This is a genomic window from Dyadobacter sp. HNCC25DJ185, assembly GCF_056895195.1.
In genome coordinates, this window is the sequence record NZ_JBXHAR010000013.1 from 139283 (window position 1) to 156389 (window position 17107).

The window sequence follows — 17107 nt, forward strand, 5'->3', positions numbered from 1 at the left end:
GCAATTTATAAAGGCTTATGAATGAACAAAGTATAGTAATATTTATGATTCCCACGATTCTTTCGGAAGGAACTCAGGACCATGTAATCACACCTCAGATCAAGGAAACAATCGCTGCCCTTGAAGTATTTTTTGTGGAGAATATCCGTACCGCCCGACGTTTCATCAGCAGCCTCAAACTAGGAAAAGTCATTGATAACCTGACATTTATTGAATTAAACAAAGACACTCCGAGGTCGGAAACGCTCGAATCCCTTAGAAAGCTGGATCAAAATGCGGGAATTATTTCCGAAGCAGGCAGCCCGGGTATCGCAGATCCGGGCGCTGTTGCCGTCAATATTGCCCATCAGCTTGGGATCAGGGTGGTACCTCTGGTGGGACCTTCATCTATATTACTGGCCCTAATGGCCTCGGGAATGAGCGGACAATCGTTTGCCTTTCACGGTTACCTTCCCATTGACAAGTCCCAGAGAAAAAGAACAATCCAGGCCCTGGAAAGGGATGCTAGACAAAAACAGCAGACGCAAATTTTTATGGAAACGCCGTTCCGTAACAACCAGATGATGGAAGCCGTTCTGGAAGCCTGCCTTCCCGACACCTTGCTCTGTGTCGCAAGCAATGTTACTGCCGAAGATGAATTTGTAAAAACCAAAACCATTAAAAGTTGGAAGGCCGATCTGCCTGATCTTCACAAGAAACCAACCATTTTCCTGATCGGCTGAGCTGCACCCTTCCAACGATGTGCAGATGATTACGATCCTGACTGGTAATTATCAAATTCTTTATTCAATCAACTTTCTAAAAACAATGAAAAAATGGATCATGCTTGCAGTGGTAACGCTTTCGGTGGTAATGACCGCCTGCAACAACGACGGACTGGACGCCATCACGATTGTAGACTCTGATTTTGAAACTGCACTGGACGGATGGAGTGCCGAATTTGCAGAATATTCTGCTGAAACCGATACCGCAACGATGCACCTGAGATCTGGCCTGGCGTTGCTTCCCAAAGGCCTGGACACCACCCAGCATGCATACGCGATGCAGGGTATGAACCGAAGCGACGACCTGTTCATGTACTTAAAGAAAAAAGTCAAGGGCCTCGTTCCCAATGGAACATACACCGTCACTTTCGACATCAGCCTCGGCACCAATTATCCCGAGAGCAGCCTCGGGGCCGGAGGATCGCCGGGAAGTTCGGTTTACCTTAAAGCGGGGGCTTCGGGAACAGAGCCCACAGTAACGCTCCAGAATAAATTTTACGAATTCAACCTCGACAAAGGTCAGCAGTCGCAAGAGGGAAAGGATGTAGCGCTTTTGGGCAACGTAGCAAATGGTCTGGAAACCGATAAGTATGCATTGGTAAATAGGTCAAACGCAGACAGGCCATTTACTGTTAAGGCGAACGCGCAAGGTGAAATCTGGCTTTTTGTGGGATCTGACTCTGGTTATGAAGGTCTGACCGTACTTTACTACAACAGAATCACGGCGACCATTAAGGAGCTGGACGTTAATTGAACAGAAAATTTCAGCAGGGCGCCGTCATTTCCTTCGGGACACGACGGCGCTTGTTTTTTACTTCCGCAACAACCTAAATAACACGGTTTGCAAAGTGTTTCGTAAATTCGCGCCACAGATAGAAATACGCGTCAAATCCCAATGGAATGGTCCAGGTAAAAAGCTTTGTCTTTAACCCGTTTTCTGAAAATACTTATATCCTTTACGACGAAACAGGCGAAACGGTTATTATAGATCCCGGTTGCTATGATCATACTGAAATCAAAGAACTCACAGATTTTATAGCGCTTAATCACCTGAGGCCTGTCCGTATGATCAATACACATGCCCATATTGATCACGTCCTGGGTATAGCTGCGCTCAAAAGCAGGTACAACATCCCGTTTGCGCTCCACCGGCTCGACGAGCCTTTGCTCAAAGCAGTAAAGACTTACGCACCCAATTACGGTTTTCCGCAGTTCAATGAACCGGAAATCGACAGTTACCTTCAGGAAGGAGAAACGGTGCAATTCGGTTCTACTACGCTAAAGGTAATCTTTGTACCCGGTCACGCGCCAGGTCATGTCGCTTTTGTGAATGAAGAACAAAGATTTGTAATTGGGGGCGACGTTCTTTTCCGGATGAGCATCGGCAGAACCGACCTGCCCGGTGGTAATCATCAAACTTTGCTTTCCAGTATCCGTCAACAGCTATTTACGCTGCCTGAGGACTACATCGTTTACGCTGGCCATATGGAGCCGACAACCATTGGATTTGAGAAAAAGAATAATCCGTTTTTCAAATAGCCGCTCACGCAAAAGAATCTGCCCATGATCCGTCGAAACATCCCTAATGCCCTCACGTGCGGAAACCTGCTTTGCGGATGTGTCGGCGTTGTGGAGGCATTTCACAATAACTTACTCTTGTCATGCGCCCTGGTAGGCGTTGCCCTGATTTTCGATTTTCTGGATGGCTTTTTGGCGAGGCTTCTGAAAGTCAGCTCTGCCATTGGCAAAGATCTTGATTCGTTGGCCGACATGGTCACGTTCGGGTTGTTGCCTTCCATCATCCTGTACCAAATGCTCATGCAAAGCATTCCGGATCTTTTTGGAATCTGGAAAGCATATTTTGCCTTTATTGTCGCCATTTTTTCGGCAATCAGGCTCGCTAAATTCAATAATGACCCGCGGCAATCGGACTCATTCATTGGCGTTCCCACACCGGCTAATGCCATGCTGATCGCATCCTTGCCCCTTATCGTACACATTAAAGGCGATTTTTGGGCCGGTATTATTATTGATACAAGCCATTTGCTGATCCTGGCCGTTGTGATGTCCTACCTGATGGTGATGGAAATGCCGCTGATCGCACTGAAATTCAAGAACTTCGGCTGGCATGGGAATGAGGCCCGGTTCATCCTTGTGATCGCGACGGTTGTATTGCTTTTGACCTTACATATCCTGGCGGTACCCGCCATCCTGATTGTCTACATTATTTTGTCGGTGATAGAAAACATCCGGAAAAGGGCCATATAAATTGCAGCTCAGTGTTTTTATTGCAAAATTTGTAGTTTAGCCGGATTAATATTGGATTTTTAGTGCATTTTCTCTTCTTAGTAACTTTATGACATTGTCGCGAATTACAGGCCTTGGTTATTACGTCCCCGAAAATATTATAACCAATCACGACCTGACCCAGTGGATGGAAACCTCAGATGAATGGATACAGGAGAGGACCGGAATCAGGGAACGAAGATACTTTGAGTACGGAAAAGACACCAATTATAGCATGGCGGCTGCGGCTTCGCGCCAGGCGCTCGAACGGGCAGGGCTGACACCCAATGAGGTTGATGTAATTGTGTATGCAACCATTACCCCGGACTACTTTTTTCCCGGGTCTGCCTTTCTGATGCAGCGTGAGCTGGGCATGGACGGCAAGCCGGTGATCGATATCCGCGAACAATGCTCGGGGTTTGTATACGCACTTTCCATTGCCGATCAGTTCATCAAATCCGGCATGTACAAGACCGCACTTGTTGTTGGCTCAGAAATTCAGTCATCATGGATTGATAAGAGCACGATGGGCCGCAATACGGCAGTGATCTTTGGCGACGGTGCCGGAGCAGCCGTTCTTTGCGCAACCGAAGATCCCCAACACTGTATATTATCTACACACCTGCATGCAGACGGACGCTTCGCAGAAGAACTATATGTAAGAGAGCCGGGCAGTAGCCGCGTTGGCCGTGCGGCTACAAAAGAAATGCTTGACGAAGGTGGATTTAATGTTTTTATGAACGGAAATACTGTCTTCAAACATGCGATTGTTCGCTTCGGGGAGGTGATTGGGGAAGCCTTAAAGGCAAACGGCTTAGAGGCAGGGGACCTCGATTTGCTGGTACCGCACCAGGCAAACATCCGTATCAGCGACTATGTAAGGCAACAACTGGGTTTAAGAGAATCGCAAGTTATCAACAACATACAACGTTTTGGCAACACAACCGCAGCGTCCATTCCTATTGCCCTAGCCGAAGCCTGGGAGCAGAGGAAGCTAAAAGAAGGTGATCTGGTTTGTCTTGCGGCTTTTGGAAGTGGGTTTACCTGGGCTTCTGCGCTAATTAAATGGTAATTAATTGCTAATACTCACCAATCGAAAGCATAACAAGCGTACAGGCTTCTATTGGTATGATATTTTTATTAACTAAAATGTTTTTAAATTCAGGGTTTTCAGTACCAGGGTTAAAAATGACGCGTTTAGGGTTCAAAGAAATAATATAATCGTAGTATTCAGGTTGATGGGTTGGGTTAATATAGAGTGTAACCGTATCAACATCTTCCCAATCTGTTTTATCAAGATGAATTTCCTCTCCCAGCGCAAACCCTTTTCTGCGGCCAAGAAGTACAATCGGATGTCCGTGACTCCTGAGCTTTTGTGCGGCCAGATAAGCGTATCTGGATGGATTTGACGATGCCCCAACAATTAATGTACGTTTCATGTTTGTTGATTTTTTTGAAAACTATTAACTCCTTATTCTCACGCTGGTTAACAATGAAAGAATACAAAATCGTTTCCCAGACTGGGATAACGCACTTTGAGAACGTGAACAACAATACAACTTTTTAAGAACCTAATTATATATCCTTATCCAAATGAACGAGTTACATGTAAGTCGGAGTTTCTGGAATGAAAAGTGGGCTAAAATCAAATTCGACGAAATCGAGAATGCTCCTCATTATGAAGTATCCAATTATGGCAGATTAAAAAGTTTTCAGAATAACCCCAAGGAAGGCGTGGTGATCAAGGGTTCAGTGATACAGGGGTACCGGTCATTGAATATCAGGGTAGCGGGCGGTAAAACAATCAACCGTTATGTCCATAAGCTGGTTGCCGAACATTTTGTAAATAAGCCTGACGCAGAGCACAACTTCGTAATCCACATTGATTTTGAAAAACAAAACAATCATTACGAAAACTTGAAATGGGTTACTAAGGCAGAAATGATCGACCACAACCGGGAAAACCCTGCCTTTATCAACCGGGTTATTCCAAGAAGGACGAAAAATTACAAACTCACCGAGAGTAAGGTGCGGATCATTAAGAAGCTATTGAAGAACGACAATAACCGCCTCAAAATGATTGCCAAACAATTTGGAATCACGCATACCCAATTAAATCGGATCAGATCAGGAGAAAACTGGAAGCATGTAACCATTGAGGACTAAAATGCGATTGTCTATTTCGTTTTTTCAGCCATGGATACCGTATAACCGGCTCCGTTCAAACCTTCTTCATAGTCTACCGAGACCCCGATTACGTACATCAGGTGCCGCCTGTCTACAACGACCTTAATACCTTCTATCAGATAAGTTTGGTCGTGTTCTGTTGCAGTATCAAAGCCAAGCAGAAATGTACCGCTGCATGCGCCCCCGCGTAACCCAACCCTGAGACCATAGGTGTCAGGGATTTTATTGGCTTTCAGTGTTGCCTTGATTTCAAGCTTTGCTTTTTCTGTAAGTTGGATCGGGCTTTCCGTCATAAACTTGCAATTACTTTTACTTTATTCACTGGGGAATCTAACAAGATTGCAGTGCCTTCCATTCGCTATTTTGAATAAATATCCGCTTAATTGTGGCAATCCGTTAATTTTGCACTTCATTTTTAAAAAGTTACCTATCAAACACAGATGGAATATAATTTGATTCTGACCGTATTGTTGCTCGGTGCGCTTGTTACGTTTGGAGTATATCTGACCATTACCACGGTTGCCGACAAGATTTTCCAAAAACAGAAATGGGATATCCGGAGCAAAAATATAGAAATCACGCTACCGCTGCGTCTGCAGGCTTACGAACGCATGTGCCTGTTCCTGGAACGGATCACGCCAAGTAGTTTGTTACTCAGGCTGGCACCGTCAGCAATGAGCTCACTCGAACTCCAGCAAATACTGCTTCAGGAAATACGCGACGAGTACAATCATAATGTGGCGCAACAACTTTATCTGAGCATTCACGCCTGGGAGCAAATTACCAGTGCTATGAACGAAACCGTTGCGGTGATCAATCAGTCGGCATCAGAAGTTTTGGCAGAGTCGGCGCCTTCCGATCTGGCAAAAAAAATATTTTCGCACGTAATCGAAAAAGAAGTGCAACCTGCTGCACATGCATTGAAGGTTCTCAAAGAAGAAATCAGAGAGTTGTTTTAACAAGTAAAGAAGGTAACGTTAAAAATCAGAAAGAGCTAAAAGCTAATCGCTGGTAGCCAACAGCTAAAAATGCTATATCCCAACACCATAGAACAAAAATTAGGCTTTGATAAATTAAGGGAACGATTAAAAGAAGCGTGCATTAGTCCCTTGGGACAGCGTTTTGTCGAAAAGATCAAATTTTCCGAGAACTTTGGGCTGGTTGAAAAACTGGTAAGTCAGACCGCCGAAATGCAGCGCATCCTGGAAATCGGAGAAAATTTCCCTTCACAGAATTATATTGACGCCACACCTTACCTGAAAAGAGCAGCCATAGAAGGCATGCTCCTGAACCAGGCAGAATTTTCGGATCTCAAAGTATCACTTCAGACAATCCGTCTCATTTTAAGATTTTTCGAAAGCCAAGAATCTGATTCTTTTCCGATTTTAACGGAGTATTCGAAAACCATTCAAGTAGAAAAACCGATCACCGATGCAATTGAACGCATCATCGATGACCGCGGGCAAATCAGGGATTCCGCTTCTTCCGAATTGTCGAGGATACGTAAAAAGCTGATTTCCGAACAGGCCGGAATTCGAAAAAAACTGGATACCATCTTAAAGTCAGCCAAAAGTAATGGCTGGATCGGTGACGATACTTCTCTGACGGTGCGAAATGGCCGGATGGTCATTCCGGTTGCCGCGGAACACAAGAGGAAATTAAGAGGTTTTATCCACGACGAATCAGCAACCGGGCAAACCGTTTTCATTGAGCCAACCGATGTTTTTGAATCCAATAACGAGATACGAGAACTCGAATACGAAGAAAGGCGTGAGATCAACAGGATACTGCTCGAATTAACCGCTCAACTCAGGCCTTATGTTCCTGATTTACAGAAAGCTTATCAGTTTCTGGGTTTAATGGATTTTTTGCGCGCAAAGTCAAGGCTGGCAGCGGAAATGGGTGCGATTAACCCGCCATTTTTCAATCAACAGTTTATCAACTGGCGTGATGCCAGACATCCTCTTTTACATTTATCTTTCCAGAAGCAAGGCAAAAAGGTTACCCCGCTCAACATAGAACTGAAAGAAAAAAAGCGTATCCTGATTGTCTCAGGGCCTAATGCCGGCGGGAAGTCGGTAGCTCTGAAAACAGTAGGGCTTATACAATACATGTTCCAGTGCGGGTTGCTGGTACCGGTTGCAGAAGGATCGTCCATGGGTTTCTTCCAGAACATTTTCATTGATATCGGTGACGAACAATCGCTTGAAAATGACCTGAGTACATACAGTTCTCACCTTACAAACATGCGCTACTTTCTGACTTTGGCCAACAGACGGACGCTCTTCCTGATCGATGAATTCGGCACAGGCACAGAACCCGGCCTGGGAGGGGCAATTGCAGAGGCAATCCTCGAAGACCTGACCAAATCTGGCGCATATGGGGTGATCAACACACATTATACCAACCTCAAAGTACTGGCCGACAAAACCGACGGCCTGGTTAACGGTGCCATGCGCTTTGATGGCGAACACTTGGAGCCGCTTTACCAACTGGAAATTGGAAGGCCGGGAAGTTCGTTTGCGTTTGAAATTGCTTCAAAAATTGGGTTACCAGTTGCGGTGATTGATCGGGCTAAAGAAAAGCTCGGGACTCAGCAGGTGAGTTTTGAGAAGTTATTGAAGGAACTGGATATTGAGAGAAGGGTTTTCTCCGAGAAGAATATTGAGATCGGGATTAAGGAACGAAAGCTGACCAAGCAATTGGCCGACTATACTTCTTTAAAAGAGAACCTGGAAAACAACGAGAAAAAGATCGTGAATGAGGCCAAGCAAAAGGCCAAAAACCTCATTTCCGATGCGAATCAGCTGATCGAAAATACGATTCGGGAAATCAAGGAAAACAAAGCTGAGAAGGAGAAGACCAAAACGGTAAGGACCGAGCTGGAAACTTTTAACAAGAAAAACCTTGAACTGGAAGAAGTAGCCGAGCCTACCCTTGCCGAAGATGTTTATGAGCCGGAAAGCGGCGACATTGTTCCAGGAAGTTATGTCAGGATTATCGGGCAGACTGCGATCGGGGAAGTGATTTCGCTGAAAGGCAAGGATGTTGAGATCAGGATTGGCGACCTCAAATCCAATGTAAAGCTCAATCGCCTGGAAAAAGTATCTAACAAAACTTACAAAGCGGCAACCGGAGAAAAAAAGGTCAAAAGCGCTGCCAAAGGGATTGATCTGAATGAGCGCATGATGAATTTCAGTTTTAATCTCGATATGAGAGGCAAAAGAGGTGAAGAAGCGCTGGGCATGGTCGATCAGTTTATGGACAACGCTATCATGCTGGGTTACGATGAGCTCCGCATTGTTCATGGGAAAGGAGATGGAATCCTGCGAACCCTGGTCAGAAACCATTTGAGAGGTTATTCGCATGTCAAGGGGATGCAGGACGAGCATCCCGACAGAGGTGGAGCGGGGGTGACGATTGTCAAATTGAAATAAGACTTGTTCCTTCAAGATAATATAAAAAAGGGTCGACGATACTCATCGCCGACCCTTTTTTATTGTTGAAAAACCTTATAACTGAGGTTGTTCAGCTGCTCTGATTTCTTCAATTGCCCCAGGCTTCGGGTTACCTGCCCAAAACCACAAGACTGAAAACGCAACGATCAAAATGATCGGGAAAGTCATCATAGTAGACAATGTTGCCTGACCGGCTGCCAGTTCAAGCTCCGATCCTGAAAGACCTTTTGCTGCATATTCGGTATGAGCCGAGTCGATCCAGCGACCGATGATTGGCTGGAAAATAGAAGTTGAAAACATACCTACTCCACCGATAATGGACATACCCAAGGCCCCACTCAAAGGTACGCGCTGCGCAACAAATCCGATTACAGTAGGCCAGTTGAAACATACGCCCAAACCAAAGATTACCGCTGCCAGATACGCTATCGGGCCGGTAACCGTGCTAAACATGTAAATACCTGCCGCGGCCAAAACAGCCCCGAACAGCAATATACCAGTTTGACCAACAGCATCTACGACCGGGCCTGTGAAAAGCCTTCCTAGTGTCATCACACCAAAAGTTAATGCCAAAACCAGCATAGGGTCAGCTCCGCTACTGTTCAAAACAACGTTTACCCACTGGTTAGGACCAAACTCTGTGATGGCTGTTAATGCCATGCAGCAGAATATAAAAATATATAACGGGGTTAGCATGGCCTGGAAATTTTTCGCCAATGAGGTAACACCTTCTACTTTAGGTTTTGGAAATGTCTGACCACCGAACAGGAATGCATAAACCACGGTAGGTAACATCAACACCCAGATCTGTGTTTGCCAGGAAGAACCGGCGTCGGTCATAAACTTGGAGACTAAGCTACCTATCACGATCCCGCCAGGGAACCACATGTGAAACCGGCCCAGCATTTTATTCAACTTGCTGCTGGAATACATGTCCGCGATCATCGGGTTACACGCGGCCTCAGTACAGCCGTTGCCAAAGCCAATGAAGAATGTGGAGATCAGCAAACCCATATAACCTCCGGCATAGATCGTTAACAGAATCCCAAGCGTGTGGGCAACCAAAGCAACCTGCATGATAATTTTGGGCCCGATCGTATGGTAAACAATACCTCCAATAATCATAGAAATCGGGAACCCGAAAAAGAACATGGAATTAATAAAGCCCAGCTGCTCGGCGGTAAGACCAAATTCATTTCCCAATTGAGGAAGAATACCCGCTCTGATACTAAATGAAAAGGCTGTAGTGATAATGGCAAGACAACTGGCAATGAATAACCTGTTGCTGTTAACGGTTTGGGTCATAAGACGATTAGGGTTTGATATTGAATTAGTTGATTAAAATAGTAAGCAATGTTTAATATAAGAATTTCTCAGAAAAAACAAATCCAGCAATATTCTACTGCTTTTACCTTAATCCGGACGGGGTATTTTAAGTGTTAAAATTATATTTGTAAGAAGTAAGAGTGATGTATACTACTCTTTATAACTGTAAAATCTTTTCGAAACTTTAAACCAACTGGAATGTCACGAAAGATCAGAATGGGTATGGTAGGTGGTTCCCTGGACGCATTTATTGGTGGGGTACATCGCCGTGCAGCGATCATGGATGGAGAAATTGAACTTGTTTGCGGAGCATTCAGCTCCGACCCTGTGAAGTCAAAAGAAACGGGAAAGGCGTTGTACCTGCCGGAAGAACGGGTTTACAACGACTTTGAAGAGATGATTTTGAAAGAAAAGCAATTGCCGGAAGGTGAGAGAATGGATTTTGTTGCCATCGTGACGCCTAATCACGTCCACCACGCGCCAACGAAGCTCGCTCTCGAGAACGGATTCCACGTGGTTTGTGATAAACCGATTACCTTAAATACTGAAGAGGCGGAAGAGATCAATGAATTAGTAAAGACAACTGGGCTTGTGTTTTGTCTTACACACAATTATACAGGCTACCCGATGGTCAAAGAAGCACGAAGCATGATTGCGTCCGGAGCCATTGGGGAAATCAGGAAAGTGATTGTGGAATACCCACAGGGCTGGCTGGCCACGCTGGTGGAGGTAACCGGCAACAAACAGGCTGCATGGCGTACAGACCCTAAAAGATCAGGTGCTGCCGGCGGCCTGGGGGATATCGGTACACATGCCGAAAACCTGGCAGAATACATTACCGGGCTCAAAATCACGCAGGTTTGCGCCGACCTGACCATTTTCGTCGATGGCCGCCTGCTTGACGACGACGCCAATGTGTTGCTTCGTTTCAACAACGGCGCGAAAGGCATCCTGCAAAACAGCCAGATTGCAAACGGCGAAGAAAACGACCTTAATATCCGTATCTATGGAGAGACCGGCGGATTGCAATGGAAACAAATGGAGCCCAATACATTGATCCATAAGACCAATCAGGGCGTACGTGTCATTCGTACAGGCGTTGGTAATTTATCGAAAGCTGCACAAGTCCATACACGCATCCCCGCAGGACACCCCGAAGGATATTTCGAAGCATTTGCCAATCTTTACCGCAATTTCGCGATCCATGTAAGGGCTTATTGGGAGGGCCGCAAAGCCGATCCTGTTTATGACTTTCCGACTGCCGAAGATGGATTGCGTGGCATGAAGTTCATCGATACCGTTATCGCTTCAAACAGCACGGATACCAAGTGGACCGATTTCTAATTTCCATGTTTTTTCACCTATCTCCAATACCCGTTTATGAACAAAATTAAAGTTGGCGTCGTCGGTACAGGTTTCATTGGTCCCGCACACATTGAAGCCCTGAGACGTCTTCCTAATGTAGAAGTCGCCGCACTTTGCGAAGTCACCGCCGAGCTGGCCAGAGAAAAGGCAGACGCTCTTGGAATCGCCCGTTCTTACACTTTCGATGAATTGCTGAAACAGGACGACATCCAGGCGGTACATATCTGTACGCCTAATTTCCTGCACTACTCTCAATCCAAAGCGGCATTGCTGGCCGGCAAACATGTTATTTGCGAAAAACCATTGGCAAAAGACCTCGCAGAAGCCGAGGAGCTGGTTGAACTGGCCGCCAAAACGGGATTAGTAAATGCCGTACATTTCAACTTGCGCTATTATCCTCTGGCGCGCCAAATGAAATCGATGCGTGAGAGAGGCGAATTGGGAGAAATTTATTCTTTCATTGGCTCGTATCTGCAAGACTGGCTTTTCTATGAAACCGACTACAACTGGCGTCTTGAACCGGACAAATCTGGTGATTCACGGGCAATCGCTGATATAGGCTCCCACCTGATGGACATCTTGGAATATATAACCGGCCTCAAAACCGTAGCGGTGATGGCTGACTTCAATACGATTCATAAAACACGGAAAAAACCACTCAAGGCAGTAGAGACCTACTCAGGCAAATTACTTCAGCCGGAAGATTATGCCGACGTACCCATCACAACAGAGGATCATGCCAATGTACTGCTACGTTTCGACAATGGCAGCAAGGGAGTGATTACCGTTTCGCAAGTCTCAGCAGGGCGTAAAAACCGCATGTCACTCGAAATTGCAGGTTCTAAAAAAACTTTCAGCTGGTGCTCAGAATCTCCGAATGAGATGTGGATCGGCAACCGTGACAAGACTAACGAAATCCTGATGCGTGACCCTTCATTGGTGCATGACGATGTCAGGTCGACAATCACTTTCCCGGGCGGACATAACGAAGGTTTTCCTGATACTTCCAAGCAAATGTTCAAAGAAGTATATGCAGCGATTACCGCAGGCAAACAACCCGAAAATCCAACCTTCCCGACTTTTGCAGATGGATATCGCGAGTTATTAATTTGTGAAAAAATATTAGAAAGCAACAAGGCCCAGGCTTGGGTAACTATTTAATTAATAATACATTATGAAAACAATAAAGGGGCCTGGAATTTTTTTGGCGCAATTTCTCGGAGACGAAGCACCTTTTAACACTTTGGATTCCATTGCGGATTACATGGCAAACCTGGGATATAAGGGTTTACAGCTTCCCACCTGGGATCCCAGAGTAATTGATGTAAAACAAGCTGCAGAATCTCAGACTTATGCCGACGAACTGAAAGGCAAGCTTGCAGATAAAGGTCTTGAAATCACGGAGCTGGCCTCACATATCATTGGCCAATTGGTAGCCTCGCATCCGGTTTACGATGAAATGTATGATGGCTTCGCAGCACCGGAAGTACGCAATAACCCCAAAGCCCGCGCCGAATGGGCGACGCAGCATTTGAAGTATGTTGCTCAGGCAAGCCGAAGACTCGGATTAACCGCAAGTGCCACATTCTCAGGAGCATTGGCCTGGCCTTTCCTCTATCCATGGCCTCAGCGCCCCGCAGGATTGATTGAGACGGCATTCAAAGAACTGGCGGCCAGGTGGAAACCCATTCTGGATGTTTATGATGAAAATGGCGTTGATGTAGCTTACGAGTTGCACCCAGGTGAAGACCTTTTCGACGGGTCTACATTCGAAATGTTTGTAGACTATCTGGATGGACATACCCGCGCCAATATCAATTACGATCCAAGCCACTTCGTACTGCAGCAATTGGATTATCTGCAATTCATCGACTTGTACCACGACCGTATCAAAGCATTCCACGTCAAAGATGCCGAGTTCAATGCTACAGGTAAGCAAGGGGTTTACAGTGGTTTTGCAGGCTGGGCTGATCGCGCCGGACGTTTCCGTTCGTTGGGCGACGGCCAGGTAGATTTTGGGGGTATTTTCTCAAAGCTGTCCCAATACGATTATGGTAGCTGGGCGGTCCTGGAATGGGAATGTTGTATCAAGTCCCCCGTTCAGGGGGCTGCCGAAGGTGCGCCTTTCATCGAAGGCCATATCATCGAAGTTACCACAAAAGCTTTCGATGATTTTGCTGGAACAGGCGCTGACGAGGCATTCAATCGCAAAGTTCTAGGCCTGTAATCACGTTTTGACAGTATATTAAAAACCTGTCTTTCTTATGAAGGATAGGTTTTTTAGTTAACCAATCATCATCCTTGTAATGCATAAATTCTCTTTTCTTAAAACCGTGGCCAGCTTTCGGATTACAGCTATTGCTGCTATGATTGGTTGCGGTTTATCAGCCTATTCCCAAATCATCACACCGGAAAAACGGGTTCTGGTTTTTTCTAAAACTGCCGGATTCAGGCATTCTTCCATTCCTGCCGGTAAAAATGCAATAATGAAACTTGGTAAGGAAACCGGCTTCGCAGTGGACACTACGGAGAGTGCCAGTGTTTTTACCGACAAAAATTTGCAGAAATACAGTGCTGTCATTTTCCTGAATACAACCGGAAACGTACTCGACGACAAACAACAAGATGCTTTTGAACATTACATTCAGGCAGGCGGCGGATATGTCGGGGTCCACGCTGCCACAGATACAGAATATGAATGGCCCTGGTACAACAAGTTGTCGGGTGCATACTTCGCGAGCCATCCGGGCAATCCCAATGTTCAGGAAGGTGAAGCTTATGTCGTAAATGACCAGCATCCTTCCATGACTGGATTTCCGAAAAAGTGGAAAATCAAAGATGAATTTTACGATTTCAAAAGCTTCAACCCAAAAGTTACGGTTCTCGTCAAGATAGATGAGAAAACCTACAAGGACGGAAAAATGGGCGATAACCATCCTATGTCCTGGTATCACGAATACGACGGAGGAAAAGCTTTTTACACCAATTTTGGGCACGAGGATGCTACCTATATCAACCCGGCTTTTGTAAAACATCTGACGGGCGGATTAAATTGGGTAATGGCAACCAAGCTGGATTACACCAAATCACGGCCGGAAGAAAACAGGTTTACGAAAAAAGTTTTAGCCAGTAAACTCGATGAACCTACTGAACTCGTTGTTTTGGACGATCAGCGTGTGTTGTTTACAGAGCGTAAAGGAAAGCTCAAGCTCTACAATCCGAAAACCGGGCAGACGAAAGTGGTGGGTGAAGTTCCTGTCTATACCAAACAGGAGTACGGTTTAATGGGATTGAACATCGATCCTAATTTTAAAACCAACAAGCTGGTTTATATGTACTATTCGCCACCGTCCTCGGAGGCTGATACCGCGCAACACCTTTCGCGGTTCAAGTACGATGATGTAAAAGATACGTTATTGCTGGGCACCGAAGAAGTACTGCTCACAGTTCCAGTCAAAAGAACAGATTGCTGCCACACGGGAGGCTCCATCGCGTGGGATAGCAAAGGAAACTTATATCTCTCCACGGGTGATGACGTCAACCCGTTCCAATCGAACGGCTATGGCCCAATCGATGAACGCCCGGGGCGTGAAGGATGGGACGGTCAGCATTCCTCTTCCAACACCAATTCGCTGAGAGGAAAAGTATTGCGCATTAAACCGCGTTATGGAGATCGCAGGGCCAATATGCCAGGGGGCACCAATCTGTATGACATTCCCGAAGGAAACCTCTTCCCTCCCGGCACCGCCAAAACCCGACCGGAAATTTATGTAATGGGGACCCGAAATCCTTACCGGATCTCGGTTGACCAGCACACAGGATATTTGTATTGGGGGGATGTGGGTCCAGATGCCTCCGATGATAATCCTAAGCGTGGCCCGAGAGGCTATGACGAGGTGAACCAGGCCCGGAAAGCCGGGTATTTCGGTTATCCGCTGTTTATAGCAGACAACAGGCCTTATGTCGATTTTAACTTTGCGGACAGCACTTCTGGAAAACCGTTTGATCCGGCTAAACCAATTAACAATTCGCCGCATAACACGGGCTTGCAGGAATTGCCTCCCGCACAGCCTGCTTTCATTTACTACCCTTACGCCGATTCCCCTGAATTTGGGCCGATCGTGGGAAAAGGAGGTCGAAATGCGATGGCAGGGCCGGTTTATTACGCGGCAGATTTCTTAGACAGCAAAGTGAAGTTTCCCCAGTACTACAATGGAAAGTTCTTCGCCTACGATTGGATCAGGGACTATATCAACATTGTGACCATGAATGAAAAGGGCGACCTGGTGAATATTGAGCGTTTCATGCCGGGTACCAAGTTCAGTCACCCCATCGACATGCAGTTTGCAAATGATGGATCACTTTACACGCTGGAATACGGGCCGAACTGGTTTGCTCAGAACGACGAAGCAAGCTTATCGCACATTACCTACAATGCGGGAAACCGGATACCAGTCGCTGTGGCGACTGCCACCAATACAACCGGGGCAGTGCCTTTGAAAGTGAATTTCTCTTCCAAAGGATCGTTGGACTACGACAACGATCCGATCAAGTATGAATGGTCATTTGGAAAAGGATTACCTAAGAGTACATTGGCGAATCCGAATTTCGTTTACACAAAACCTGGCGAATATACTGCTATCTTGAAAGTGACAGACAACGCCGGAAATTCCAATACTTCCGAGGTAGTCGTGAGAGTTGGAAATGCTGTGCCTCAGGTGGATGTCGCAATAAAAGGCAACAAAACCTTCTATTGGAATAATAAGCCAGTGAACTATGAAGTGTCTGTATCGGATAAAGAAGACGGAACTCTAGCCGGCAAGAAAATCCCGGAAGACGAAGTGACGCTTACGATCAACTATCTTGAGGGCTTTGATAAAACACAGCTTGCCCAGGGACACCAGGCCAATACAGGTTTTGAGACCGGCAAGCGGATGATCGAGCTCAGCGATTGCAAGGCTTGCCATTCCAATGATAAAAAGTCAATTGGCCCGGCCTACCGCGAAGTAGCTAAAAAGTATAAAAGCGAAAGAAATTCGCTCAAAACACTCACTGATAAAGTTTTGAAAGGCGGAAGCGGTGTATGGGGAGAACAAGCTATGCCAGGGCACCCTCAACATAAGCCTGAGGAAGTGGAAGAGATGGTAAAATACATTCTCTCTCTCGCCAACGAAAAACCAGTCGACAAAAAACCCCTTAAAAGCAGCTATGTGACGGAAGCGAAAATGAAAGACGGCTCTTACATTTTTACAGCTAGCTATACCGACAAAGGGAATGGAAAGATTGGACCTCTTACCGGCTCCAAGACGATAGCGCTAAGACCTGCCAAGATCAATGCAAATACCTACGACGTCAGTAAGGATATCATGAAATACCAAGTTCCAAACGGGCCCGAATTAATCATAGGTACTAAAAACGGAAGTTACATTGGATTCGATGATATCGATCTGACAGGAATCAGCACAATTGACATTTCAGCAGGTTTCAGGGAAGGACAAACCGCAGGCGGAACACTGGAGGTGTATCTTGATACGCCAACAGGTACCAAAGTGGGTGAAACAAAAGTGACGGCCATGGGAACCATTAGTATTCCAGTCACACCTACGGATAATCACTTGCATAAATTGGTACTTGTATTCAAAAATCCCGATGCCGGAACAAAGCCTCTATTCTCGATCGATTCGATCCGGTTTACGAGTTCAATGCAGTAATAAATGCCAT

At 45.9% G+C, this 17107-nt stretch carries 15 protein-coding genes; 12 read left to right on the forward strand and 3 right to left on the reverse strand.

The features are described from left to right. Positions 1 to 44: 44 nt before the first annotated feature. The 5 genes from AC1XUF_RS29410 (at position 45) to AC1XUF_RS29430 (ending at position 4122) form a co-directional block, all read left to right on the forward strand. Complete coding sequence (locus AC1XUF_RS29410; protein WP_483345444.1) at positions 45 to 722, forward strand: SAM-dependent methyltransferase; 678 nt, start codon at positions 45 to 47, stop codon at positions 720 to 722. Positions 723 to 807: 85 nt separating this feature from the next. After that, the gene (locus AC1XUF_RS29415) at positions 808 to 1518 is read left to right on the forward strand and encodes a hypothetical protein (RefSeq protein ID WP_483345445.1); all 711 of its coding nucleotides are present in this window, start codon (positions 808 to 810) and stop codon (positions 1516 to 1518) included. A gap of 146 nt (positions 1519 to 1664) precedes the next feature. Further along, a complete protein-coding gene (locus AC1XUF_RS29420) occupies positions 1665 to 2303 on the forward strand; it encodes an MBL fold metallo-hydrolase (RefSeq protein ID WP_483345446.1) in 639 nt (212 codons plus the stop codon). A gap of 24 nt (positions 2304 to 2327) precedes the next feature. After that, the gene (gene pssA / locus AC1XUF_RS29425) at positions 2328 to 3032 is read left to right on the forward strand and encodes a CDP-diacylglycerol--serine O-phosphatidyltransferase (RefSeq protein ID WP_483345447.1); all 705 of its coding nucleotides are present in this window, start codon (positions 2328 to 2330) and stop codon (positions 3030 to 3032) included. Positions 3033 to 3120: 88 nt separating this feature from the next. Then, a complete protein-coding gene (locus tag AC1XUF_RS29430) occupies positions 3121 to 4122 on the forward strand; it encodes a 3-oxoacyl-ACP synthase III family protein (RefSeq protein ID WP_483345448.1) in 1002 nt (333 codons plus the stop codon). A gap of 7 nt (positions 4123 to 4129) precedes the next feature. On the opposite strand, the gene AC1XUF_RS29435 is transcribed toward AC1XUF_RS29430, so the two are convergent. After that, positions 4130 to 4489 carry a CoA-binding protein gene (locus AC1XUF_RS29435; protein ID WP_483345449.1) on the reverse strand — a complete coding sequence of 120 codons (360 nt, stop codon included), beginning with the start codon at positions 4487 to 4489 and terminating at the stop codon, positions 4130 to 4132. Between the two features lie 154 nt (positions 4490 to 4643). Here AC1XUF_RS29435 and AC1XUF_RS29440 point away from each other — a divergent pair, with 154 nt between their 5' ends. Next, positions 4644 to 5216 carry an NUMOD4 domain-containing protein gene (locus AC1XUF_RS29440; protein ID WP_483345450.1) on the forward strand — a complete coding sequence of 191 codons (573 nt, stop codon included), beginning with the start codon at positions 4644 to 4646 and terminating at the stop codon, positions 5214 to 5216. Positions 5217 to 5227: 11 nt separating this feature from the next. Here the strand turns inward: AC1XUF_RS29440 and AC1XUF_RS29445 are convergent, their stop codons facing one another. Further along, positions 5228 to 5530, reverse strand: a complete 303-nt coding sequence (locus AC1XUF_RS29445; RefSeq protein ID WP_483345451.1) for a HesB/IscA family protein — start codon at positions 5528 to 5530, stop codon at positions 5228 to 5230. Between the two features lie 147 nt (positions 5531 to 5677). On the opposite strand from AC1XUF_RS29445, the gene AC1XUF_RS29450 reads away from it, so the two are divergent. Next, positions 5678 to 6196 (forward strand): DUF7935 family protein, encoded by a 519-nt coding sequence (locus tag AC1XUF_RS29450; protein WP_483345452.1) that lies wholly within the window; start codon positions 5678 to 5680, stop codon positions 6194 to 6196. Between the two features lie 69 nt (positions 6197 to 6265). Next, positions 6266 to 8674: an endonuclease MutS2 gene (locus AC1XUF_RS29455; RefSeq protein WP_483345453.1), complete on the forward strand. Its 2409-nt coding sequence runs from the start codon at positions 6266 to 6268 to the stop codon at positions 8672 to 8674. 75 nt (positions 8675 to 8749) lie between these two features. Here AC1XUF_RS29455 and AC1XUF_RS29460 read toward each other — a convergent pair whose 3' ends face one another. Then, a complete protein-coding gene (locus AC1XUF_RS29460) occupies positions 8750 to 10000 on the reverse strand; it encodes an MFS transporter (RefSeq protein ID WP_483345454.1) in 1251 nt (416 codons plus the stop codon). 237 nt (positions 10001 to 10237) lie between these two features. Here AC1XUF_RS29460 and AC1XUF_RS29465 point away from each other — a divergent pair, with 237 nt between their 5' ends. From AC1XUF_RS29465 to AC1XUF_RS29480, 4 genes are all read left to right on the forward strand, one after another. After that, positions 10238 to 11365 carry a Gfo/Idh/MocA family protein gene (locus tag AC1XUF_RS29465; RefSeq protein WP_483345464.1) on the forward strand — a complete coding sequence of 376 codons (1128 nt, stop codon included), beginning with the start codon at positions 10238 to 10240 and terminating at the stop codon, positions 11363 to 11365. A 36-nt stretch (positions 11366 to 11401) separates the two neighbouring features. Then, a complete protein-coding gene (locus AC1XUF_RS29470; RefSeq protein WP_483345455.1) occupies positions 11402 to 12547 on the forward strand; it encodes a Gfo/Idh/MocA family protein in 1146 nt (381 codons plus the stop codon). A gap of 13 nt (positions 12548 to 12560) precedes the next feature. Beyond that, the gene (locus AC1XUF_RS29475; protein ID WP_483345456.1) at positions 12561 to 13613 is read left to right on the forward strand and encodes a sugar phosphate isomerase/epimerase family protein; all 1053 of its coding nucleotides are present in this window, start codon (positions 12561 to 12563) and stop codon (positions 13611 to 13613) included. Positions 13614 to 13752: 139 nt separating this feature from the next. Next, positions 13753 to 17097 carry a ThuA domain-containing protein gene (locus AC1XUF_RS29480; protein ID WP_483345465.1) on the forward strand — a complete coding sequence of 1115 codons (3345 nt, stop codon included), beginning with the start codon at positions 13753 to 13755 and terminating at the stop codon, positions 17095 to 17097. Positions 17098 to 17107: the final 10 nt, after the last annotated feature.